Annotated in this window: 22 protein-coding genes; 20 read left to right on the top strand and 2 right to left on the bottom strand. The window is 42.4% G+C overall.

The window, feature by feature from the left end:
• Window positions 1-11: 11 nt before the first annotated feature.
• From HMPREF2926_RS01155 to ilvD, 4 genes are all read left to right on the top strand, one after another.
• On the top strand, window positions 12-593 hold the full coding sequence (locus HMPREF2926_RS01155; RefSeq protein ID WP_049485705.1) for a xanthine phosphoribosyltransferase: 582 nt from the start codon (window positions 12-14) through the stop codon (window positions 591-593).
• Window positions 593-1,855 (top strand): nucleobase:cation symporter-2 family protein, encoded by a 1,263-nt coding sequence (locus tag HMPREF2926_RS01160; RefSeq protein ID WP_070586193.1) that lies wholly within the window; start codon window positions 593-595, stop codon window positions 1,853-1,855. The genes HMPREF2926_RS01155 and HMPREF2926_RS01160 overlap by 1 nt, the downstream gene beginning before the upstream one ends.
• A gap of 110 nt (window positions 1,856-1,965) precedes the next feature.
• Window positions 1,966-3,309 carry an MATE family efflux transporter gene (locus HMPREF2926_RS01165; RefSeq protein WP_070586194.1) on the top strand — a complete coding sequence of 448 codons (1,344 nt, stop codon included), beginning with the start codon at window positions 1,966-1,968 and terminating at the stop codon, window positions 3,307-3,309.
• A 126-nt stretch (window positions 3,310-3,435) separates the two neighbouring features.
• Window positions 3,436-5,154, top strand: coding sequence for a dihydroxy-acid dehydratase (gene ilvD, locus HMPREF2926_RS01170; protein WP_070586195.1), 1,719 nt, complete (start codon window positions 3,436-3,438; stop codon window positions 5,152-5,154).
• 58 nt (window positions 5,155-5,212) lie between these two features.
• Here ilvD and HMPREF2926_RS01175 read toward each other — a convergent pair whose 3' ends face one another.
• On the bottom strand, window positions 5,213-5,395 hold the full coding sequence (locus HMPREF2926_RS01175) for a 4-oxalocrotonate tautomerase (protein ID WP_001117401.1): 183 nt from the start codon (window positions 5,393-5,395) through the stop codon (window positions 5,213-5,215).
• 114 nt (window positions 5,396-5,509) lie between these two features.
• Between HMPREF2926_RS01175 and HMPREF2926_RS01180 the strand changes: the two genes are divergently transcribed.
• From HMPREF2926_RS01180 to HMPREF2926_RS01220, 9 genes are all read left to right on the top strand, one after another.
• The gene (locus HMPREF2926_RS01180; protein WP_003001444.1) at window positions 5,510-6,094 is read left to right on the top strand and encodes a thymidine kinase; all 585 of its coding nucleotides are present in this window, start codon (window positions 5,510-5,512) and stop codon (window positions 6,092-6,094) included.
• A 21-nt stretch (window positions 6,095-6,115) separates the two neighbouring features.
• Window positions 6,116-6,595 carry a GNAT family N-acetyltransferase gene (locus HMPREF2926_RS01185; protein WP_070586196.1) on the top strand — a complete coding sequence of 160 codons (480 nt, stop codon included), beginning with the start codon at window positions 6,116-6,118 and terminating at the stop codon, window positions 6,593-6,595.
• A gap of 9 nt (window positions 6,596-6,604) precedes the next feature.
• Window positions 6,605-7,684 carry a peptide chain release factor 1 gene (prfA, locus tag HMPREF2926_RS01190; protein ID WP_003007273.1) on the top strand — a complete coding sequence of 360 codons (1,080 nt, stop codon included), beginning with the start codon at window positions 6,605-6,607 and terminating at the stop codon, window positions 7,682-7,684.
• The gene (gene prmC, locus HMPREF2926_RS01195; protein ID WP_049485701.1) at window positions 7,684-8,520 is read left to right on the top strand and encodes a peptide chain release factor N(5)-glutamine methyltransferase; all 837 of its coding nucleotides are present in this window, start codon (window positions 7,684-7,686) and stop codon (window positions 8,518-8,520) included. Before prfA ends, prmC begins: the two co-directional genes overlap by 1 nt.
• On the top strand, window positions 8,507-9,118 hold the full coding sequence (locus tag HMPREF2926_RS01200) for an L-threonylcarbamoyladenylate synthase (RefSeq protein WP_049485700.1): 612 nt from the start codon (window positions 8,507-8,509) through the stop codon (window positions 9,116-9,118). The genes prmC and HMPREF2926_RS01200 overlap by 14 nt, the downstream gene beginning before the upstream one ends.
• Before the next feature lie 38 nt (window positions 9,119-9,156).
• Window positions 9,157-10,413, top strand: a complete 1,257-nt coding sequence (gene glyA / locus HMPREF2926_RS01205; protein ID WP_070586197.1) for a serine hydroxymethyltransferase — start codon at window positions 9,157-9,159, stop codon at window positions 10,411-10,413.
• 8 nt (window positions 10,414-10,421) lie between these two features.
• On the top strand, window positions 10,422-11,396 hold the full coding sequence (locus tag HMPREF2926_RS01210) for a nucleoid-associated protein (protein WP_070586198.1): 975 nt from the start codon (window positions 10,422-10,424) through the stop codon (window positions 11,394-11,396).
• Window positions 11,396-11,998 (top strand): lysozyme family protein, encoded by a 603-nt coding sequence (locus HMPREF2926_RS01215; RefSeq protein WP_023918108.1) that lies wholly within the window; start codon window positions 11,396-11,398, stop codon window positions 11,996-11,998. Before HMPREF2926_RS01210 ends, HMPREF2926_RS01215 begins: the two co-directional genes overlap by 1 nt.
• A gap of 238 nt (window positions 11,999-12,236) precedes the next feature.
• Entirely contained in the window at window positions 12,237-13,247 is a 1,011-nt protein-coding gene (locus HMPREF2926_RS01220) for a DUF1002 domain-containing protein (protein WP_070586199.1), read from the top strand.
• 191 nt (window positions 13,248-13,438) lie between these two features.
• On the opposite strand, the gene guaA is transcribed toward HMPREF2926_RS01220, so the two are convergent.
• Window positions 13,439-15,004: a glutamine-hydrolyzing GMP synthase gene (guaA, locus tag HMPREF2926_RS01225; protein ID WP_003012033.1), complete on the bottom strand. Its 1,566-nt coding sequence runs from the start codon at window positions 15,002-15,004 to the stop codon at window positions 13,439-13,441.
• 128 nt (window positions 15,005-15,132) lie between these two features.
• On the opposite strand from guaA, the gene HMPREF2926_RS01230 reads away from it, so the two are divergent.
• From HMPREF2926_RS01230 to HMPREF2926_RS01260, 7 genes are all read left to right on the top strand, one after another.
• A complete protein-coding gene (locus HMPREF2926_RS01230; RefSeq protein ID WP_003016564.1) occupies window positions 15,133-15,831 on the top strand; it encodes a GntR family transcriptional regulator in 699 nt (232 codons plus the stop codon).
• A 238-nt stretch (window positions 15,832-16,069) separates the two neighbouring features.
• Window positions 16,070-17,347, top strand: a complete 1,278-nt coding sequence (locus HMPREF2926_RS01235) for a glycosyltransferase (protein WP_070586200.1) — start codon at window positions 16,070-16,072, stop codon at window positions 17,345-17,347.
• Window positions 17,344-18,312, top strand: coding sequence for an NAD-dependent epimerase/dehydratase family protein (locus HMPREF2926_RS01240; protein ID WP_070586201.1), 969 nt, complete (start codon window positions 17,344-17,346; stop codon window positions 18,310-18,312). The genes HMPREF2926_RS01235 and HMPREF2926_RS01240 overlap by 4 nt, the downstream gene beginning before the upstream one ends.
• Window positions 18,296-19,123, top strand: a complete 828-nt coding sequence (locus tag HMPREF2926_RS01245; RefSeq protein ID WP_070586202.1) for an MBL fold metallo-hydrolase — start codon at window positions 18,296-18,298, stop codon at window positions 19,121-19,123. The genes HMPREF2926_RS01240 and HMPREF2926_RS01245 overlap by 17 nt, the downstream gene beginning before the upstream one ends.
• Window positions 19,089-20,354, top strand: coding sequence for a F390 synthetase-related protein (locus HMPREF2926_RS01250; RefSeq protein ID WP_070586203.1), 1,266 nt, complete (start codon window positions 19,089-19,091; stop codon window positions 20,352-20,354). The genes HMPREF2926_RS01245 and HMPREF2926_RS01250 overlap by 35 nt, the downstream gene beginning before the upstream one ends.
• 12 nt (window positions 20,355-20,366) lie before the next feature.
• Window positions 20,367-21,311, top strand: coding sequence for a 3-oxoacyl-[acyl-carrier-protein] synthase III C-terminal domain-containing protein (locus tag HMPREF2926_RS01255; RefSeq protein WP_070586204.1), 945 nt, complete (start codon window positions 20,367-20,369; stop codon window positions 21,309-21,311).
• An 80-nt stretch (window positions 21,312-21,391) separates the two neighbouring features.
• Window positions 21,392-21,724: a putative DNA-binding protein gene (locus tag HMPREF2926_RS01260; protein WP_003001435.1), complete on the top strand. Its 333-nt coding sequence runs from the start codon at window positions 21,392-21,394 to the stop codon at window positions 21,722-21,724.
• Window positions 21,725-21,726: the final 2 nt, after the last annotated feature.

Consider the following 21,726-nt stretch of genomic DNA (forward strand, 5'->3'; position numbering starts at 1 on the left):
TAGGAGGAAGTATGAAATTACTTGAAGAGCGCATCTTAAAAGACGGTAACGTTTTAGGTGAGAATATCCTCAAGGTGGACTCCTTTTTGACCCACCAAGTGGATTTCAAATTGATGAAAGAAATTGGTCAGACTTTTGCGGATCAGTTCAAAGATGCTGGTGTGACCAAAGTCGTGACCATTGAAGCGTCTGGAATTGCACCAGCCCTTTATGTAGCAGAAGCCCTGGATGTTCCTATGATCTTTGCTAAGAAGGCGAAAAACATCACGATGAATGAGGGTATTTTGACGGCTGAGGTTTATTCCTTTACCAAGCAAGTCACCAGCACAGTTTCGATTGCTGGTAAATTCTTGGATCCATCAGATAAGGTTTTGATCATTGACGATTTCCTTGCAAATGGGCAAGCAGCCAAAGGCTTGATTCAAATCATCGAACAAGCTGGTGCTCAAGTCGAAGCGATTGGGATCGTGATTGAAAAATCCTTCCAAGATGGACGGGGATTGTTAGAAGAGTTGGGATATCCAGTTGTATCCCTTGCACGTTTGGACCGTTTTGAAAATGGTCAGGTTGTATTTAAGGAGGCAGACATCTAATGCAAAAACAAGAAAGCCATTCACAGGCGGCCATTCTAGGCATGCAACACCTTTTGGCCATGTATTCGGGATCTATTTTGGTGCCGATCATGATCGCAGGAGCTTTGGGCTATAATGCTCATCAACTAACCTATCTCATCTCTACAGATATCTTCATGTGTGGGGTTGCGACTTTCCTTCAAGTGCAGCTCAATAAATACTTTGGGATCGGTCTTCCGGTAGTCCTTGGGGTTGCCTTCCAGTCTGTGGCACCTCTCAGCATGATCGGGGCTAGCCATGGTAGTGGTGCCATGTTTGGTGCCTTGATTGTCTCAGGGATTTATGTCATCCTTGTCTCTGGTTTCTTCTCTAAGATTGCCAATCTCTTCCCATCAATTGTAACGGGATCCGTTATTACCACCATTGGTTTGACCTTGATTCCAGTAGCGATTGGAAATATGGGAAATAATGCGCCAAAACCAACCGTTCAAAGCTTGATTTTGGCTGTAGTGACCATTCTCATCATTTTAGTTGTTAATATCTATACGACTGGTTTTATTAAATCCATTTCAATTTTGATTGGTTTGATCGCAGGGACTGCCATTGCGGCTTCTATGGGCTTGGTAGACTTCACACCTGTGGCTCAAGCACCAGTTGTTCACGTTCCAACGCCTTTCTTCTTTGGAGCTCCTAAGTTTGAAATCACCTCAATCGTCATGATGTGTATCATCGCGACAGTTTCTATGGTTGAATCAACAGGTGTTTATCTTGCACTTTCTGATATTACTAAAGATCCAATTAATAGCACGCGCCTTCGCAATGGTTACCGCGCTGAAGGGTTGGCCGTTCTCCTCGGTGGTATCTTCAACACCTTCCCTTACACCGGATTCTCACAAAACGTTGGCTTGGTGAAATTGTCTGGTATCAAGACTCGTCTTCCAATCTACTATGCGGCTGGTTTCCTTGTTCTTCTTGGTCTCCTTCCTAAGTTTGGAGCTTTGGCACAAATCATTCCAAGTCCAGTTCTTGGGGGAGCGATGCTTGTCATGTTTGGTTTTGTATCGATTCAAGGGATGCAGATTCTTGCGCGTGTTGATTTTGAACACAATGAGCACAACTTCTTGATCGCTGCTGTATCGATTGCTGCAGGGGTTGGTTTGAACAACAGCACCCTCTTCAATGGCCTTCCAACAGGATTCCAAATGTTCTTTGCGAACGGAATTGTCGTTGCCAGTGTCTTGGCGATCATTCTCAATGCTATTTTAAACCGCAACAAAAACTAATCTCACATGAACCGGAGGTCCTTGGATCTTCGGTTTTTTTGACTTTTAAAGAAACATATAGTAGAGTGGAAGAGGATAAAATCTTATTTGATGAGAAGAGAGTTAGAATCATGTATGTAACCTATTACTTTAAAGAGCGCTTGCGCTTGTTTTTGAGTCTATTTTTGCCGATTTTAATCTATCAATTGGCCAATTATTCGGCCAGCTTTGTCGATACAGCCATGACTGGTCAGTACCGGACCCTTGATTTGGCTGGTGTTTCTACAGCTACCAGTCTGTGGAATCCATTTTTTACTTTCCTGACAGGGATTGTCTCCGCACTGACGCCGATTGTTGGGCATCATTTAGGCAAGGGAAATAAAGAAAGGATTGCTGGCGATTTTTACCAATTCCTCTATATGTCATTTGGTATGGCTATTCTCTTAATAGGCTTTGTTTGGGGGATTGCGCCCATGATTCTCAAGCAGATCGGCTTAGAAAATGTTGTTGCTCAAATAGCCATTCGCTACTTATATTTCCTTTCTCTAGGGATCTTACCCTTGTTGCTCTTTAGTATCGTGCGGACCTTCCTCGATACCTTGGGAATGACGCGTCTATCCATGTACTTGATGCTCTTGCTTTTGCCTCTCAATGCTTGTTTTAACTATATCCTGATCTATGGGGCATTTGGTTTTCCTGAGATGGGAGGAGCAGGAGCAGGTCTTGGAACCTCTCTGGCCTACTGGGTCTTGCTGGTTATTGCGGTTTTGATCTTGTGCAAGCATCCCAAGGTAGCACCTTTCCAATTGTGGAAGCCGCAACCTTATGATTTTCAAGGGATGAAAGAAGTATTGCGCCTTGGGCTTCCAATCGGTGGAATTGTTTTTGCAGAAGTCATCATCTTCTCGCTCGTTGGTTTGTTAATGGCAAAATTCCCATCACTGACCATTGCTAGTCACCAATCGGCCATGAATTTTTCTACCCTGATGTATGCTTTCCCAGTTAGTATCTCCAGTACCATGGCGATTATCGTATCTTACGAACTGGGAGCAGGAAGACCAGAAGTGGTCAAACAATATTGCCGTTTGGGACGGCTGACAGCCTTTGGCTTTGCCATTGTCACCCTGGTCTTTCTCTATACATTCCGCTTCCAACTAGCAGGACTATACGGGAAGGATCCAGTCTTTGTGCAGCAAACAGCGATTTTCATGACCTATAGTTTATTTTTCCAAGTAGCCGATACCTTTGCTGCACCCTTACAAGGGATTTTGCGGGGCTATAAGGATACAACGGTTCCGTTCTTATTAGGTGTCTTTAGTTATTGGTGTATCTCTATCCCACTAGGGATTTTCCTTGATCATGTGATCAACCTTGGTCCCTATGCCTATTGGATTGGCCTAATTTCTAGCCTTGTCGTGAGTGGAATTTGCTACCAACTTCGGCTCTGGCAGATCGAAAAAAAGCAAACAAACTAAAATGAAGTCTGGGAAACCAGGCTTTTTGTGTACCGTGAATATTATAAATTTTCTGAAAGTTCTTGACAATTGATGTCAAAGTGGTAAGATTAGGAGGTAGAAATGAAGAACTAGAAGGAGAACAAGATGAGAAGTGATATGATCAAAATGGGGATCGACCGAGCACCAGCGCGTGGTCTCCTCTATGCAACAGGGCAAGTAAAATCAGCAAAGGATATGCAAAAGCCCTTTATTGCCATTTGTAACTCCTATATTGATATCGTTCCAGGCCATGTTCACCTGCGTGAATTAGCAGATGTTGCCAAGGAAGCTATTCGCGAGGCTGGTGGGATTCCTTTTGAATTTAATACCATCGGTGTCGATGACGGGATTGCGATGGGCCATATCGGGATGCGTTATAGTTTGCCATCTCGTGAGTTGATCGCAGATGCTGCTGAAACGGTCATCAATGCCCACTGGTTTGATGGTGTTTTCTATATTCCCAACTGTGATAAGATTACACCAGGTATGATTTTGGCAGCCATGCGGACCAATGTGCCTGCCGTATTTTGTTCTGGTGGACCCATGAAGGGTGGCGTTGACATGACGGGGCATCAGGCGACTCTCTCAAGTTTGTTTGAAGCTGTAGGTACTTATCAAGCTGGTGATATGGGCATAGATGAGCTGGATTTCTTGGAAAAAAATGCCTGCCCAACCTGTGGTTCTTGTTCTGGTATGTTTACTGCCAATTCCATGAACTGTTTGATGGAAGTATTAGGTCTTGCTCTTCCTGGAAATGGTACCATCCTAGCGGTTTCAGATGAACGTCGTGAATTGGTTCGTCAAGCAGCCAAACAATTGGTAGAGAATATTAAAAAGAGTATCCGTCCACGGGATATCGTGACCAAAGAAGCCATCGATGATGCTTTTGCGCTTGATATGGCCATGGGTGGTTCAACCAATACGGTGCTTCATACGCTGGCTATTGCGCGTGAAGCAGGGATTGACTATGATCTCAAAGATATCAACGAGATTGCCAAGAAGACACCTTATCTTTCTAAAATTGCCCCTTCAAGTGTTTATACTATGCATGATGTGCATGGAGCTGGTGGTGTTCCAGCCATTATCAATCAGTTGATCAAAAAAGGTGCCATTAAGGGTGATCGTATCACAGTTACTGGTAAAACCTTGAAAGAAAACGTAGCTGGTGCTGAAATCAAAAATGAAGAAATTATCCATCCAATTGAGCATCCGATTTCACCTGTAGGTGGTTTATCGATCCTTTATGGAAATATCGCTCAGGATGGGGCTGTTATCAAGGTCGGTGGGGTCGATCCATCTGTGACCACTTTCCGTGGTAAAGCTATTTGTTGTGATTCACAAGATCAAGCCCTTGAGTTGATTGACAATGGAACAGTTAAGAAGGGACATGTCGTTGTCATTCGTTACGAAGGTCCTCAGGGTGGACCTGGTATGCCAGAGATGCTAGCGCCAACCTCTAAGATTGTCGGACGCGGTCTTGGTAAGGATGTGGCACTGATTACGGATGGTCGTTTCTCAGGAGCTACTCGTGGGATTGCTATTGGTCACGTTTCTCCAGAAGCAGCAGAAGGTGGAAATATCGCCCTAATTGAAGATGGGGATGAAATCGTGATTGACCTTCCAAATCGTACTATTGATTTGATTGTCGATGATGCCACTCTTGCAGAACGTCGCAAACATTTGAAACCTTTCAAATCAAAAATCTCCAGCGGTTGGTTGCGTCGCTATACAGCCTTTGCTAAATCAGCTAATGTCGGCGGAACCTTGATGAGTGACGAAGAATTCGAAGAACGGAAAGCAGAACGTCAAGCCCAAGAAAAATAAGAAAAAACCTTTCCTGCTATGTGATATCACAAGCAAGAAAGGTTTTTTAGTGGAACCATTATTTGGTGCGCATTTCACCTTGAGGGAAGTAGGTTCCTTCAGGCATATCGTTAATGATGACGTGAACAGCTGACTGAGGAGCACCAGTATTGCGGACAACAGCTTCGGTTACTTCCTTGGCCAAGGCTTTCTTTTGTTCCAAGGTGCGTCCTTCAAATAGGTCAATTCGTACAAATGGCATATGGCCACCTCCTAAATTTTTTATAGGACTATTTTATCACATTTTGGGATACAAAGCTTAGCAAAATTATGGTAAAATGATAATGAAACACATTTTAGAGAGAACAGAAGGAAAATGGCACAATTATATTATAAATATGGGACCATGAACTCAGGGAAAACCATTGAGATCTTAAAAGTGGCCCATAATTATGAAGAGCAAGGCAAGAGCGTCGTCATCATGACCTCAGCAATCGACACCAGAGATGGAGTAGGAGTGGTTTCTAGCCGAATCGGTATGAAACGAGAAGCCGTTGCAATTGAAGACGATACGGATATCTTTGGCTTTATTAAAAACCAAGCAATCAAACCTTACTGTGTCTTAATCGATGAAGCTCAATTTTTGAAACGCCACCATGTCTATGACTTGGCAAGAGTCGTGGATGAACTGGATGTGCCGGTCATGGCTTTTGGCCTCAAAAATGATTTCCGAAATGAACTCTTTGAAGGTTCCAAACACCTCCTCTTATTAGCCGACAAGATCGAGGAGATCAAAACTATTTGCCAATACTGTTCCCGCAAGGCGACCATGGTCTTGCGTACCCAAGCGGGTAAACCTGTCTATGATGGAGAGCAGATCCAGATCGGTGGACACGAGACCTATATCTCGGTTTGCCGCAAGCATTATTTTAATCCAGACATACCAACCGAAAGCGTCTAGAACGTTTTAGAGAGGATAATAATGTCTATTTGTTTAAAAGATATTACGATAGAGAATTATTTTGACGTTTTAAATCTAGAAGTTCATCCAAATCAAAGGAATTTTATTGCATCCAATTCCATTAGCTTAGCTGAAGCCTATGTATATGATAAAAATGGTGATTTTATAGCTCCCTTAGCAGTTTATGATAAGGAAGTATTAGTTGGTTTTGTTATGATTGCCTATGACCAGAAAATTGGGATCAGCAAGGGAAATTACTTGTTATTTCGCTTTATGATCGATAAACGATTTCAAGGTTTAGGCTATTTTAAACCGACTATGGATGCAGTCATTGACTTTGTTCGAACAGAGCCAGCTGGAAAAGCAACAAGTCTTTGGCTATCTTATGAACCGGAAAATAATCAAGCGAGATCTTGCTATCTCCATTATGGATTTAAAGAAACTGGCGAAGTCATAGAAAACGAAATTGTAGCAATCTATGATCTAACAACCAATAATTAAGGAGCAAACATGAATATCTATGATCAACTACAAGCTGTAGAAGACCGTTACGAAGAGTTAGGAGAATTACTGAGTGACCCAGATGTGGTCTCTGATACCAAACGCTTTATGGAGCTTTCAAAAGAAGAGGCTTCCACTCGTGATACGGTGACAGCATACCGAGAGTACAAGCAAGTCCTTCAAAACATTGTTGACGCTGAGGAAATGATTAAGGAAGCAGGCGGCGATGCGGACTTGGAAGAAATGGCTAAGCAAGAGCTAAAAGATGCAAAGGCTGAAAAGGAAGAGTACGAAGAAAAACTGAAGATCTTACTTCTTCCAAAAGATCCAAACGATGACAAGAACATTATCTTGGAAATCCGTGGGGCAGCAGGAGGAGACGAAGCCCAGTTATTTGCTGGCGACCTCTTACAAATGTACCAAAAATACGCGGAAAGCCAAGGCTGGCGCTTTGAAGTCATGGAAGCTTCCTACAATGGCGTTGGTGGAATCAAAGAAGTCGTAGCCATGGTTTCTGGTCAATCGGTTTATTCAAAACTCAAGTATGAATCTGGTGCCCACCGGGTACAACGCGTTCCTGTGACAGAAAGCCAAGGTCGTGTCCATACTTCAACTGCTACAGTTCTGGTCATGCCAGAAATCGAAGAAGTCGAGTACGACATCGATCCAAAAGACCTTCGGATCGACATCTACCACGCATCTGGTGCGGGTGGACAGAACGTCAACAAGGTCGCAACAGCCGTTCGTATCGTCCACTTGCCAACCAATATCAAGGTAGAGATGCAAGAAGAACGGACCCAACAGAAGAACCGCGAAAAAGCCATGAAGATCATCCGTGCGCGTGTGGCTGACCACTTTGCTCAGATTGCCCAAGATGAGCAAGACGCTGAGCGGAAGTCTACGATCGGTACTGGTGACCGTTCAGAGCGGATCCGAACTTATAACTTCCCTCAAAACCGTGTGACCGATCACCGGATTGGCTTGACCCTTCAAAAACTGGATACTATCTTATCTGGTAAATTAGATGAAGTGGTCGATGCTTTGGTCTTGTATGACCAAACACAAAAACTAGAAGAGTTGAATAAATAATGTTGTTGGGACCATTTTTAGCCCAGTATGAAGAAGAATTAATAGCCGTTGGAGAGGAAGCAGAAAGCCTCTCCTTCGCGTATCGTGCTTTAAAAAACTGGACCTTTACAGACTTTGTCCTTGCCTTGCAAAAAGAAGTGGAAGTAGAGGATCAGGCCTTGCTTCTATCCATATTTGAGCAGCTGAAACATCACGTTCCTTCCCAATATATTATTGGGAGCGCAGAATTTTGTGGCCATGTTTTTACAGTGGATGAGCGCGTGCTGATCCCACGACCTGAAACGGAAGAATTGGTCGCTCTCATTCTCGAAGAAAACGATGAGAAAGCCTTACGAGTTCTGGATATTGGAACAGGAAGTGGGGCCATTGCTATTAGCTTAGCCCTTGCTAGACCTAACTGGCAGGTTCAAGCTAGTGATGTCTCAGAAGAGGCTTTAGCCCTGGCTCAAGAAAATGCCAAGCAATTAGAAGCTGTCCTTGAATTCAAGTCGTCAGATGTACTGGACGAACTAGAAGGTCCTTATGACCTGATTGTGTCCAACCCTCCCTATATCTCTCATGATGATGTAGAAGAAGTCGGAGCCAATGTTTTAGCCTCTGAACCCCACTTAGCTCTTTTTGCGGATCGTGATGGATATGCCATCTACGAAAAGATTGCCCAGCAAACACCAAGTCTTTTAACAGCAGATGGTAAAATTTACCTAGAAATTGGTTATAAGCAAGGAAGCAAGGTAAAAGAGCTTTTTCAAGAGGCGTTTCCCAACAAACAAGTTCGCGTTCTGAAAGACCAATTTGGACAAGATAGAATGGTAGTAGTAGACAATGGATCACATTGAGAAAGAATTAGAAGCAGGACGTGCGGTTATTCTGCCAACTGAAACAGTCTATGGTATTTTCGCTAAAGCTTTGGATCAAGAGGCAGTTGATTACATTTACGAATTAAAACGTAGACCAAGAGACAAGGCTCTGAATTTAAATGTAGCCGACGAAAAAGTGATTCGATTTTATTCGAAAAATCAACCTGGTTATTTATCAAAACTGATTGATTCATTTTTACCAGGGCCTCTGACTATTATTCTTCAAGCGAATGACAAGGTGCCAGACTGGATTCATTCAGGATTGGATACAGTTGGTTTCCGTATTCCGGCTCACCCAAAAACGTTGGAATTAATTCGTAAATTCGGCCCTTTGGTTGGTCCTTCGGCCAATCTTTCAGGTCATGCAAGTGGAACAAAGTATCAGGATATTATAAGCGAGTTTGATCAAGTGGTTCCTGGTGTCGAGGATGATGACTTCTTGACTAGACAAGATTCAACTATTTTGGATATCTCTGGTTCCAAGGCCAGGATTTTGCGGCAAGGTTCGATTACTAAAGCTGATTTGCTTGCACAAGTGCCGGAGCTTTCTTTTGAGGAAGATGAACTTCCTCAGTGATAATGTACATAAATAATTTTTTATAAAGGAGTAGACCGATGATTTTTGATAAAGAAGATTACAAAGCTTATGATGCAGACCTATGGAATGCGATCGCTAAAGAGGAAGAGCGTCAACAAAACAATATTGAGTTGATTGCTTCTGAAAATGTTGTCTCTAAGGCAGTGATGGCTGCTCAAGGGTCTATTCTGACAAATAAATATGCCGAAGGCTATCCTGGTCGTCGTTACTATGGCGGGACAGATGTGGTCGATGTGGTCGAAAGTCTCGCGATCGAACGGGCCAAAGAAATCTTTGGCGCTAAATTTGCGAACGTTCAACCGCATTCAGGAAGTCAGGCAAACTGTGCTGCCTATATGGCCTTGATTGAGCCTGGTGATACCGTCATGGGGATGGATCTAGCTGCCGGTGGGCATTTGACGCACGGAGCTTCTGTGAGCTTCTCTGGTCAAACCTATAACTTTGTGTCCTATAGTGTAGATCCTGAAACAGAGCTCTTGGATTTTGATGCCATCCTAAAACAAGCCCAAGAAGTGAAGCCAAAACTCATCGTTGCTGGTGCCTCAGCCTACTCTCATATCATTGATTTCTCTAAATTCCGTGAGATTGCAGATGCAGTAGGAGCTAAGCTCATGGTTGACATGGCCCATATTGCTGGTCTCGTGGCAGCGGGTCTTCATCCAAGTCCAGTTCCTTATGCCCATATCACGACTACGACCACTCACAAGACCCTTCGTGGACCTCGTGGAGGTCTGATCTTGACCAATGACGAGGAATTAGCTAAGAAAATAAACTCTGCTATTTTCCCTGGTATTCAAGGAGGACCGTTGGAGCATGTCATTGCAGCCAAAGCTGTCGCTTTCAAAGAAGCGCTGGATCCTGCCTTTAAAGAGTATGCAGCTAACGTGATTAAGAACAGTCAGGCTATGGCTGATGTCTTCTTGCAAGATCCTGATTTCCGTGTCATTTCAGGCGTAACAGAGAACCACCTTTTCCTTGTCGACGTCACTAAAGTCGTTGAAAATGGGAAAGTGGCGCAAAACTTGTTGGATGAAGTCAATATCACCCTCAACAAGAACTCTATTCCTTATGAAACCTTGTCTCCATTTAAGACCAGTGGGATTCGGATTGGTGCAGCAGCTATCACCGCTCGTGGTTTTGGTGAAAAAGAAAGTCGCACCGTTGCTGAACTAATGATCAAAGCGCTTAAGAATGCGGACAAGCAAGAAGTATTAGACGAAGTACGTAGCCAAGTCAAAGCCTTGACAGACGCCTTTCCACTTTACGAGGACTAAACCATCTTATGGATATTTACGTAAAAAAAGCCATCATTCATCAATTTAGCCCTGACGATACCGATCTCTATCTAGCAGATAAATTTCTCAATATCACACCTAAAATCGAGGAATACTTGCGTAAGAAGATTGAACGGGTCTACTCTGATGAAGCCAGGACCGGTATTTTCGAAGAGGACAATCCTTTTCTTGAGATGATTTCAGATGACCTATTAGAAACTTCGGTAGCAGTAGCGAATCGTTGGAAGGAAGAATTTGTCGTCTCTGAGAATCAAAAAACCAACGATTTGGTGTTCATTCAATTCTCAAAAGAAGGGGTGGACCATTTTGCCTTTCTTCGGATTGCCTTACGGGAAACCCTGACGCATCTTGGTGGTGAAGTGGATAATCCGATTAAGCTGACGCAAAATAATCTACCTGGTTTTGGCACTGGTGCTGATGAGGCCTTGGTCATCAATCTTCAAAGTCGCAAATACCACTTGATTGAAAAACGGATCAAGTACAACGGGACTTTCTTGAACTATTTTTCTGAGAATCTGTTGCAGACGCAACCCAAGATCTCTCCTAAAAAATCGATCAAGGCACTAGAAAAAACAGCCCAGAAGATTGCGGAAAGCTTCAACACAGATGATTTTCAATTTCAATCAAAGGTTAAATCAGCTATTTTTAACCATATTGAGGAAGAAAATAAACTCTCTCCTGAGAAATTAGCGGATGATCTCTTCGATGACAATCTGACTGCTCGCTTGAGTTTTATTGACCAAGTTAAAGAAGCTGTACCAGAGCCTGTCACCTTTGAAGAGATTGATGCAAGTCGCCAGTTGAAGAAGTTCGAAAATCAGAAATTGTCATTGTCAAATGGAATTGAACTGATCGTTCCGAATAATGTCTATGAAGATGCCGAATCTGTTGAATTTATTCTAAACGAGAACGGAACCTATTCTATTTTGATCAAAAATATTGAGGATATACAGAGTAAATAATGATTAAACGTATAGTGAAGATCTTCTTATTCATCTTACTAATATTTGGAATCTACAAGGGGGTTCAGATCCACCATGACGTCAAACAAGTCATGCAGTACCGCTCCCTGGTTAGAGAAGTCCTTGCTGAAGAGGACACCACGGCCAATGAAAATCTCATTCTTGCTATGATCTATACTGAGACCAAAGGCAGAGAAGACGATGTCATGCAGGCGAGTGAGAGTGCAAGTGGTGAGACCAATACTATTAGTGATAATAAGGCCAGTATTCGCCAAGGAATTCAAACTCTTTCAGATGAGTTAAAAGAAGCTAAGAAAAAAGGCGTTGATAGCTGGACTGCAGTTCAAGCCTATAATTTTGGGAAAGACTACATCGATTACGTCGCAAAACACGGTGGAACAAATTCCTTAGAGTTGGCCCGCGCTTATTCGCGGGATGTGGTAGCGCCAAGTCTTGGCAATGTAACTGGTGAAACTTATCTTTACCTCCACCCTATCTCTCTTTTAAACGGGATGGAACTCTACATTAATGGTGGCAATATTTATTATTCCCGTTTGGTAGAAACCAATATGACGATTATGAAGTTATTTTCATGGTTTTAATCATTTTCCAGAGAGCCGATTGGCTCTTTTTTTAGCTGATCAGTTCTGCCTCCGATTTTGAGGGATAATAAAAATGTCATGCATTCTTAAAAGAACTGTAAGCTAGTTTTAAGAAATCAACTGTATAATGAAAATCGAAGTGGGTAATCTCTTTATTTACTTCTTTTTTCATCTCTAGTGAGGTGAGAAAGGTAATATGAGATGCCCAGAGTTGATTTGAGTTAGAAAGAAGAAAAAGATGAAATTAAAGAAGATTGCATTGTTTGTAACGACGACTTTGGCCTTGTTTACCGCTATCCCGCGAGTTTCCGCAGATAGCAATGTGCAGAAAGTCATTGATGAAACCTATGTCAAGCCAGACTATGTTTTGGGCTATTCGCTGGACCAAAGTCAAATCGAACAAACCTTAAGTCTCTTGAACTACGATAGTTCGAAAGATAAAGAGGAGTGGAAGACCATGACACCAGAGGTTTATTCTTCGATTATGAACGTTGCCAACGATGATAGTTTGGAACTTTATTCCTCTGTCAAAATTCAAAAATTAGGCAAAAATAAGCCACTAGAAGTCAATATCGTGACACCTCAAAATATCACCAAGGTCACTGCAGATATGTATCGTAATGCAGCCGTTACACTTGGATTGGAGCATGCTCAAATTACAGTAGCTTCCCCTATCCAAGTGACCGGAGAAAGTGCCTTGGCTGGGATCTATTACTCGCTTGAGAAAAATGGTGCCAAAGTTTCTCAAGAAAGCAAGGATCTAGCCCAAGAAGAGTTAAAGACTCTATCCGGAATCAATGAAGAAAACGCGGGTAAGAAAAACTTCGATGCGGATAAGTTAAACGTAGCATTGACCGACATTAAAACAGCAGTAGCCAATGCCAAACAGAACAATCAGGATTTAAGCAAGGATGATATTCGAAAGATCGTCGAAGAAATCCTGAAAAATTATAAGCTGGATACAACTGTGACAGGTGATCAGATTAATTTGATCGTGAATTTCGCAGTCAACCTCTCAAAGAGTAGTGTTATCAGTAGCAAAAGCTTTACTAAAACCTTGTCGGACTTGAAAGATAGTATCGTAGACAAGGCAGGCGATACCTTTAATAATATCAATCTCAATTTTGATACAAATGCTATTCTAAAAGACAGTGGAAACTTCTTCACAAATGCGTGGAATGCCATTGCTGGCTTCTTCGGAGCCATCTGGAATGCCATTGTCAAATTCTTTAGTGGTTTAGTTGGCTAAAAATAGCACGAAAGCACTGCAGACAATAAGTCAGAGTGCTTTTTGTGTGTTTAATGATTCTTATATTTTATAAGACATTTTTAGGGTTGCTAAATTCTAATTTTAAGCTAGTGAAAAAAAGGTCCCCTGGACCTTAAAACTCGCTTTGCTAATTTTTGGCTCGTGAAAAAAAGGTCCCCTGGACCTTTTTTTTATTCCCACTCTACAGTTGCAGGTGGTTTGCTTGTGATATCGTAGACGATGCGGTTGACGTGGTCAACTTCGTTTACGATACGGACTGAGATTTTTTGGAGGACTTCCCATGGAATCTTCGCAAAGTCAGCTGTCATTCCATCGATAGAAGTGATAGCACGAATGGCAATCGTGTAGTCGTAAGTACGGCCATCTCCCATAACCCCTACTGAACGAACGCCAGTGTTGACTGTGAAGTATTGCCAGATATCGCGGTCAAGACCAGCTTTGGCGATTTCTTCACGGAGGATAGCGTCAGATTCACGAACGGTTTCGAGTTTTTCTTCAGTGATTTCTCCCATAACACGGATAGCAAGACCTGGTCCTGGGAATGGTTGGCGCCATACGATGTGGTCTGGCATACCAAGCTCAGTACCAAGTGCACGAACTTCATCTTTATAAAGAGTGTTGAGTGGCTCGATGAGTTCAAACTGCATATCTTCTGGAAGTCCACCCACATTGTGGTGAGACTTGATGGTTTGAGCAGTATCCGTACCAGACTCGATCACGTCAGTGTAGAGAGTTCCTTGTGCCAAGAATTTCACATCTTTGAGTTTACTTGCTTCGTCATCAAAGACATATACAAACTCATTACCGATGATCTTCCGTTTTTTCTCAGGATCAGACACACCAGCCAATTTATCAAGGAAACGTTTAGCAGCATCTGCTTTGACAATGTTCAAACCAAACTTGCCACCAAGCATATCCATCACTTGATCGGCTTCCCCTTTACGAAGAAGACCGTGGTCTACAAAGATACAGATCAATTGGTCGCCGATGGCTTTTTGAAGGAGAACCCCAACAACAGAAGAGTCAACACCACCTGAAAGACCAAGAAGGACACGTTTGTCTCCGACGGTTTCACGGATTTTTTTGATCTGCATGTCAATGAAGTTGTCCATGGTCCAGTCACCTTTAGCCCCACAGATGTTCAAGGCAAAGTTACGCAAGATGTCATAACCGTGAACAGAGTGACGAACCTCAGGATGGAATTGGATTCCGTAGATTTTCTTGTCTGGATTTTCAATCGATGCAAATGGACAGTCAGCAGAAGTACCAGTGCGGATAAAGTCAGCCGGAATTTCTGTAACAGCATCCCCGTGGCTCATCAATACCAATTGTTTGTCTGGTGTGCCGGCAAAAAGAGCAGAAGATTCTGTCAAAGTCAATTCAGATTGACCGTATTCGCGGTTACCAGCATCACCTGCAGGAACGACCTTCCCACCCAATTTATGGGTTAACAATTGCATCCCGTAACAGATTCCAAGAATTGGAATACCGAGTTCAAAAATTTCAGGATCGATATCAAAAGAACCTTCCTCGTATACAGAGTTTGGTCCACCTGAAAGAACGATCCCAACTGGATTGATTGCACGAACTTCATCAGCAGAAATCTTATGGCTCTTCAACTCTGAGAAGACTCCAATTTCACGAATCCGACGTGAAATAAGCTGATTGTATTGGCTACCGTAGTCAAGCACGATGATTTTTTCAACATCATGCAAATCAGTTGATAGGTTTGTCATCTTATCCCCTTCTTAAAGAAATTTACTTTCCTCTATTCTAACACAAAAGCCTTGTCTTTACCAATCTCTGATTGAAGAATTAGGAATTTTACGCTACAATAGAGATAACACAGAGAAAGAGCAAGGTTATGATTCCAGCTTACATTCAAATCCATGATCAGATTAAGTCTGAGATTGATCAAAAAATATGGAAAATCGGGGAGCGTCTTCCCAGCGAACGCGATCTAGCTGAGAAATTTCAAGTGAGTCGGATGACGCTTCGTCAGGCCATTACCCTTCTGGTTGAAGAAGGAGTGCTTGAAAGACGAGTAGGAAGTGGCACCTTTATTACCAGCACGCGCGTCCAAGAAAAAATGCGAGGCACAACCAGTTTTACAGAAATTATGAAATCGCAAGGCAAGGAACCTTCTAGTCAAGTGATTTCTTACCGGAAAACCATTCCTAGCCTCCAAGAAGTGGACAAATTGGGCATCGATAAGACCGAAACCATCATTCGGATGGAGCGGGTCCGGTATGCTGATGGGATCCCTGTTGTTTATGAAGTGGCCTCTATTCCAGAGAAATTTATTAAGAATTTCAATCGCGAAGAGGTTACCAGCCATTTCTTCCAAACCTTGGAACGTCATGGCTATAAGATTGGAAAATCGCATCAGACAATCTATGCTCGATTAGCCAAAGATAAGATTGCGGACTATTTACAGATTTCAAAAGGACAGGCTATTTTAGGTCTGACACAGGTTTCCTATTTTGAAGATGGGACGGCTTTTGAGTATGTAAAAAGTCAGTATGTCGGTGAGCGGTTCGAATTTTATTTGGAAAATAACTAAGCTCGCAATTCACAGTAATAAAAAAACTCTTCAAATGTTTGGGAGACTTTCTCTCTTTGGCATTTGGGAGCTTTTTTTTGGTTGAAGTCATTCTTTCTAAATAGTGATAGTACGGTCAAAAATAAAAGATTTAAAAAAATTTAAAAAATTTTTATTTTTTCTTCAATTTTTGATTTTTTTACGAATTAATAGATAGAAGCTAGTTTTAGATCTAAAAAAAGATATAAGGCAGGAAAAAATGAAAAAAATTAAAATCGATGTGGTAGCTGTTCCCTTGAGTGGGCATCTGTACCCAACTTTAAATCTCGTTAAACCCTTATTAGATGATCCTTCGATGGAGATCCGGGTTTTCACAGGACCTCAGAAAAAGGCCGTTACAGAAAGTCTTGGCTTCACTGTCGTTCCGATTCTAGAGGACAAAGTAGAAGAATTTGAACGTGCGGCGAATAACGATAAGAAACTCAATCTCTTTTCAGCTTATCGGCAATTGTCCAAAAGTCTTGATTTGATTAATCATGTATCAGATCAATTGCTAGAGGAGTGGTGCGTCAATCGTCCAGATATTGTCATTGCTGATTTTATCACTCTATCAGCTGGCTTTGTGGCAGAAGAGTTAGAAATTCCTTGGATTACCACAATGGCAACCCAATTTGTAATCGAAACTCCTTATGGTCCTCCTTGCTTCTTCGGAGGGATGGGAGTCGCGCGCACGAAGAAGGAAGAGAAGATACAGGCACTATGCCGTAAACTCACGCGCATTGGAAAATACTGTGGCGCTTTCCTCTTATGCAAACGCTTAAAACGTTACAATTTCAAGTTGTACAATCAAAATGGAGTGGAGACCATCTACTCTCCTTATGCTATCTTTGGAATTGGTATGATGGAGCTGGAGTTGAAAACACACTTCCCTCATCAATATGCCTGGCTTGGCCCTTTGGGGACTTCTATTGAAAAAGCAGAAGATTATCCTTTAGATCTCAGTCCTTACGAGGACAAGACGAAGGTACTCGTGACATGTGGAACCCAGTTGCCTTGGGCAAAAGAGAACTTGCTCCAGCAAACCCAGCAGTTGGCCAAAGACCATCCAGAATGCCACTTTTTCGTCACCTTAGGAGATGGGGCAAAGAAATTCTCTGAAGAAGAAGTAGCGCCAAATGTGACGGTCGTCTCTTATCTACCTTACAAAGAATATATTCCGCAGATGGACTATGTCATTCACCATGGAGGAGCTGGAATCTTTTATCAGTGTATTGAATTTAAAAAACCAGCCTTGATCTTGCCACATGATTATGACCAATTTGACTATGCGATTCGAGGAGTAGAAGCAGGAATTGCTTTTCAAGCTCATCGCAATCGCACCGAAGAGATTCAAGCAGGTTTTAAGGCTCTATTAGAAAAAGAATCTTGGCAAAAGTTAGAAAGACTAAACAAACTTTCAAAAACCTACAAGCCGTTGGATACCTTGGAGTTTGAGATTCAACGATTATTAAGACGTGGAACGGATGGGAAACTATGAAAATTCTTGTAACAGGTGCGACTGGCTTCCTTGGAAAATATGTGATCGATGAGTTGTTGGCTCACGATTATTCCATTGTAGCCTTTGGCCGAAACGAAAAAATTGGTAAGGCTATGGAAAGTGAGCGCGTTCAATTTGTGAAAGGGGATTTGAGCTCTATTGAGGAATTAAAACAAGCCTTTCAGTCTGTTGATGCTGTGGTTCACGCTGGAGCTTTATCCACTGCCTGGGGACCTTGGAAGGCCTTCTATCAGGCGAATGTAGTTGGTACTCAAAATGTCCTTGACTTGTGCCGTGAATATGCGGTAAAACGCTTGGTTTACGTATCTTCTCCCAGTATTTACGCAGCTGGAAAAGACCAATTAAACATCAAGGAAAGCGATGCTCCAACAGAAAATCACCTCAACAATTACATCCGAAGTAAATTGGCGTCTGAAAAACTTTTTTCTGACTATCCGGATGTGCCAAGTATCATCTTGCGTCCTAGAGGATTATTTGGTGTGGGGGATACCAGTATTTTACCTCGTGTCTTACGCCTCAGTCGAAAAATTGGAATTCCTTTGATTCGAGGAGGAGAGCAGCTCATGGATATGACCTGTGTGGAAAATGTCGCCCTAGCCATTCGCTTGGCTCTGGAAGCAAAAGAAGCTCACGGACAAGTATATAATATTACAAATGGGGAACCAAAGACCTTTAAGTATTTGATCGAAACCACACTAAAAGGATTGGGAGAGCCGATTCGCTATCGGAAAATTCCAGCAGGTCTTGTAGCAGGTGTGGCTTATAGCCTTGAAGGGGTGTATCGATTCTTTCATCTGAAAGCTGAACCCCCGTTGACTCGCTATACCTATTATCTCCTTCGATATAGCCAAACTCTCGATATTCAAAAGGCCCAAACAGAACTTGGCTACTATCCAAAAATGACCATTGAAGAAGGGATTGACAACTATGTCCAACATGATTAAGCGCATTGATTATTTCCCAGCAGGCTATTGTAGTAGTCATTCTGGTCTCTTATTTAAAGGGATTCCGAATGAAAAAATGCAATTTCCAGCAGGTGTCTTTTTGATTCATCACCGTGAAAAAGGCTATATTTTGTACGATACCGGCTATCACTACGAGATTAAGAAAAAAGCTCGGTATTTCTGGTACCGTCTAGCCACCCCAATGCAGATGAAAAAAGAAGACCAGATCGATTATTTATTGCAAGAGCGTGGGATTGATCCAGCAGAAATTACTTATGTGATTCTTTCTCATTTGCACCCTGATCATCTCGGTGGAGCAGCCCTTTTTCCAAATGCTCATTTCTTTGTCAGTCAGGAAGTCTATGAGGTGTACCAAAAACCGAAATTTAAAGATCTAATTTTTAAAGAGTTTTTGCCAGCTGATTTCAAGGATCGGGTGACTTGTCTCAAAGCAAATCAAAGGCATCCTGCTTTCCCTTACCGCCCGACTGCGGATCTTTTTGGGGATGGGAGCATTCTTGTTTCGTCCATCGATGGGCATGCGAGAGGGCAAGGCTGTCTTTATCTGGATGAGCTCAAGCTCTTTATTGGAGCAGATCTTTCTTGGGGAGTAGACCTCTTGCCTTACACATGGCAAATGCGACTGATTCCTTCCTTGGTTCAGGATGATAAGAAGGCTTATCTTAAAGGAGCTGATTTGCTGGAAACACTCTTGCAAGAGGGTATTCAAGTTGTTGTCAGCCACGACCCGCAAGAACGGATTGAAAGGATTTTAAATGAAAAAAACAGTCTTTCTGAAAACCTTTATTGAAACCAGATGGTGCCACCGATTCCGTTCAAAAGAGGCCTTGAAGCGATACCAAGATAAGCAATTGGCACGCTACCATGCATTTATCACTTCTCAATCTCCCTATTTTCAAACCCATTCTCCCGAATCCTTTGGAACAATGGATAAAACCTTCATGATGACACATTTCAATGAACTCAATACCCTAGGGGTGGATCGAGATCAGGCTTTAGAAATGGCGATTCGCGGAGAACAGACGCGAGATTTTACTGAGATGAATGGAGAATTAGCAGTAGGCTTGTCTTCTGGGACTTCAGGCCACCGAGGAGTTTTTGTCACCACAGAAAAAGAAAGAAGCATGTGGGCTGCAGCGATCTTAGCCAAGATGCTGCCAAAAGGAAAACTCTTTGGTCATCGCATTGCCTTTTTCTTACGAGCGGACAATGAACTCTATCAAACCATTAATTCAGGCCTTATCCGATTGGAATATTTTGATATTTTCAAGGATAGCAAGGAGAATTTAGAGCGTCTCAAAGACTATCAACCAACCATTGTAGTCGCACCAGCTTCGACCTTGATTGAGTTAGCTAACTATGTCAGCAATCAGCAACTTGAGATTCAACCTGTCAAGGTTGTCTCTGTCGCAGAGATCCTAGAAGATCGAGATGCTCAGACCATCGCCAAAGCTTTTCAACTAGACAAGGTTGATCAGGTCTACCAAGCGACAGAGGGATTTTTAGCTTGTACCTGTTCAGAAGGCAATCTACATTTTAACGAAGATATTTTGTATGTCGAAAAAGAGTATCTTGATGATAGCCGCTTTTATCCGATTATTACGGATTTCAAACGAACGAGTCAACCCATCTATCGCTACCGACTCAATGATATTCTGGTGGAAGAAAAGTCCCCTTGTCCTTGTGGCTCCATCTTTACTCTAATCGCAAAGATCGAAGGACGATCAGATGATATCTTCTATTTCAAAAAAGAAGATGGCAGTAGCCAGATGATCTATCCGGATTTTATTCGACGGTGCATTCTCTTTGTCGAAAATATTCAGGACTATCAAGTAACTCAGTTGGCAGATGGATCCATTACCATTGCCTTGAGTCACCGGACAGAGTCTATGGAGCAAGCGATCTTTACTCAATTTGAACTCTTAGCTCAGCAAAAACAATTCATTCTCCCAAGTATTCTATTTATCGATTACCAATGGGACTCAACACGTAAATTAAAACGTGTTCAACGACTTCAATAAAAGGAGAATCCTATGACTACCGTAAAAAGACATTTGCAAATTAAAGGCTATGGAACAGCGCTTCCAGCTCATACAGTAACTTTCAAAGACCAGACTCGTTACCGCGTGAAAGAAGGAGAAGAAACACAGATTGATCTTGCAGCGCGTGCGATTGAGGCAGCTTTAAAACATGCAGGACTTGATATGACAGACATCGACTGCCTGATTTCTGCTAGTGCGGTTGGTGTTCAGCCCATTCCTTGTACAGCAGCTCTTATACATGAGCGCGTGGCCAAGGGACTGACGATTCCTGCTATGGATATCAATACCACTTGTACCAGTTTTGTATCAGCTTTGAGCACTGTTTCTTATCTGATTGAAGGTGGTGAATACCAACGGGTTCTGATTGTATCCAGTGAAGTAGGAAGCCTAGGGCTTAATCCCAAACAAAAAGAAAGCTTTGAACTGTTTAGCGATGGCGCTGCAGCCTTTATTTTTGAAGCAACAAAGGAAGATAAAGGAATCATTGCCAGTATGCAACGTACCTGGTCTGAGGGAGCCCACGATACCGAAATTCGTGGTGGTTTGACAGCTTATCATCCGAAATTGTACTCTGAAGCAACCAAGACTGATTTCATGTTTGACATGAAAGGGAAGAAAATTCTTTTGCTTTCTGCCCGTGTTATTCCAGAAATGTTCCAAAAATTCCAAGAAAAATCAGGCATTTCTAAAGATGCTGTTGACTATATTATTCCCCACCAAGCAAGTCGCGCTTTGCCACTCGTCATGGATAAATTGGGAGTTAGCAAAGACAAGTACCTCAATATTGTCAGTGATTATGGAAATATGGTTTCGGTAGCCGTGCCTTTCGGCCTAGCCTATGCACTGGATCATGGCTATGTGAAGGAAGGAGATACCATCTTCTTGATGGGAACTGCAGCAGGGATGACGGTCAATATGTTGGCACTGAAACTTTAATGATGAATCCTCTTACTTCAAGCTCAAAAAGCATCAAGTCCCGCTAGTCTTTAGCGGGCTTTTTTGATATAATGAAAGGTATGGAAATTGAGAAAACCAACCGAATGAATGCGCTCTTTGAGTTTTATGCAGCGCTCTTGACGGACAAGCAGATGAACTACATCGAGCTTTATTACGCAGATGACTACAGCTTGGCTGAGATTGCAGAAGAGTTTGGAGTGAGCCGTCAAGCTGTTTATGATAATATCAAGCGGACGGAGAAAATCCTAGAGGATTATGAGATGAAATTGCACATGTACTCGGACTACATTGTACGCAGCCAGATTTTTGATCAGATTTTAGAACGCTATCCGGAAGATACTTTTCTACAAGAGCAGGTTGAAATTTTATCAAGCATTGACAATCGGGAGTGATT

Source organism: Streptococcus sp. HMSC078D09, from assembly GCF_001813675.1.
Classification (GTDB): Bacteria; Bacillota; Bacilli; order Lactobacillales; family Streptococcaceae; genus Streptococcus.

Bases quoted from the DNA above. Each gene is read 5' to 3' on its own strand.
- HMPREF2926_RS01260 (WP_003001435.1), top strand. From the start codon at position 21,392: ATGGAAATTGAGAAAACCAACCGAATGAATGCGCTCTTTGAGTTTTAT.
- HMPREF2926_RS01245 (WP_070586202.1), top strand. From the start codon at position 18,296: ATGTCCAACATGATTAAGCGCATTGATTATTTCCCAGCAGGCTATTGT.
- HMPREF2926_RS01220 (WP_070586199.1), top strand. From the start codon at position 12,237: ATGAAATTAAAGAAGATTGCATTGTTTGTAACGACGACTTTGGCCTTG.
- HMPREF2926_RS01155 (WP_049485705.1), top strand. From the start codon at position 12: ATGAAATTACTTGAAGAGCGCATCTTAAAAGACGGTAACGTTTTAGGT.
- HMPREF2926_RS01235 (WP_070586200.1), top strand. From the start codon at position 16,070: ATGAAAAAAATTAAAATCGATGTGGTAGCTGTTCCCTTGAGTGGGCAT.
- HMPREF2926_RS01175 (WP_001117401.1), bottom strand. From the start codon at position 5,395: ATGCCATTTGTACGAATTGACCTATTTGAAGGACGCACCTTGGAACAA.
- prmC (WP_049485701.1), top strand. From the start codon at position 7,684: ATGTTGTTGGGACCATTTTTAGCCCAGTATGAAGAAGAATTAATAGCC.
- HMPREF2926_RS01240 (WP_070586201.1), top strand. From the start codon at position 17,344: ATGAAAATTCTTGTAACAGGTGCGACTGGCTTCCTTGGAAAATATGTG.
- HMPREF2926_RS01215 (WP_023918108.1), top strand. From the start codon at position 11,396: ATGATTAAACGTATAGTGAAGATCTTCTTATTCATCTTACTAATATTT.
- HMPREF2926_RS01250 (WP_070586203.1), top strand. From the start codon at position 19,089: ATGAAAAAAACAGTCTTTCTGAAAACCTTTATTGAAACCAGATGGTGC.
- prfA (WP_003007273.1), top strand. From the start codon at position 6,605: ATGAATATCTATGATCAACTACAAGCTGTAGAAGACCGTTACGAAGAG.
- ilvD (WP_070586195.1), top strand. From the start codon at position 3,436: ATGAGAAGTGATATGATCAAAATGGGGATCGACCGAGCACCAGCGCGT.
- HMPREF2926_RS01180 (WP_003001444.1), top strand. From the start codon at position 5,510: ATGGCACAATTATATTATAAATATGGGACCATGAACTCAGGGAAAACC.
- HMPREF2926_RS01255 (WP_070586204.1), top strand. From the start codon at position 20,367: ATGACTACCGTAAAAAGACATTTGCAAATTAAAGGCTATGGAACAGCG.
- HMPREF2926_RS01160 (WP_070586193.1), top strand. From the start codon at position 593: ATGCAAAAACAAGAAAGCCATTCACAGGCGGCCATTCTAGGCATGCAA.
- glyA (WP_070586197.1), top strand. From the start codon at position 9,157: ATGATTTTTGATAAAGAAGATTACAAAGCTTATGATGCAGACCTATGG.
- HMPREF2926_RS01185 (WP_070586196.1), top strand. From the start codon at position 6,116: ATGTCTATTTGTTTAAAAGATATTACGATAGAGAATTATTTTGACGTT.
- HMPREF2926_RS01165 (WP_070586194.1), top strand. From the start codon at position 1,966: ATGTATGTAACCTATTACTTTAAAGAGCGCTTGCGCTTGTTTTTGAGT.
- guaA (WP_003012033.1), bottom strand. From the start codon at position 15,004: ATGACAAACCTATCAACTGATTTGCATGATGTTGAAAAAATCATCGTG.
- HMPREF2926_RS01200 (WP_049485700.1), top strand. From the start codon at position 8,507: ATGGATCACATTGAGAAAGAATTAGAAGCAGGACGTGCGGTTATTCTG.
- HMPREF2926_RS01210 (WP_070586198.1), top strand. From the start codon at position 10,422: ATGGATATTTACGTAAAAAAAGCCATCATTCATCAATTTAGCCCTGAC.
- HMPREF2926_RS01230 (WP_003016564.1), top strand. From the start codon at position 15,133: ATGATTCCAGCTTACATTCAAATCCATGATCAGATTAAGTCTGAGATT.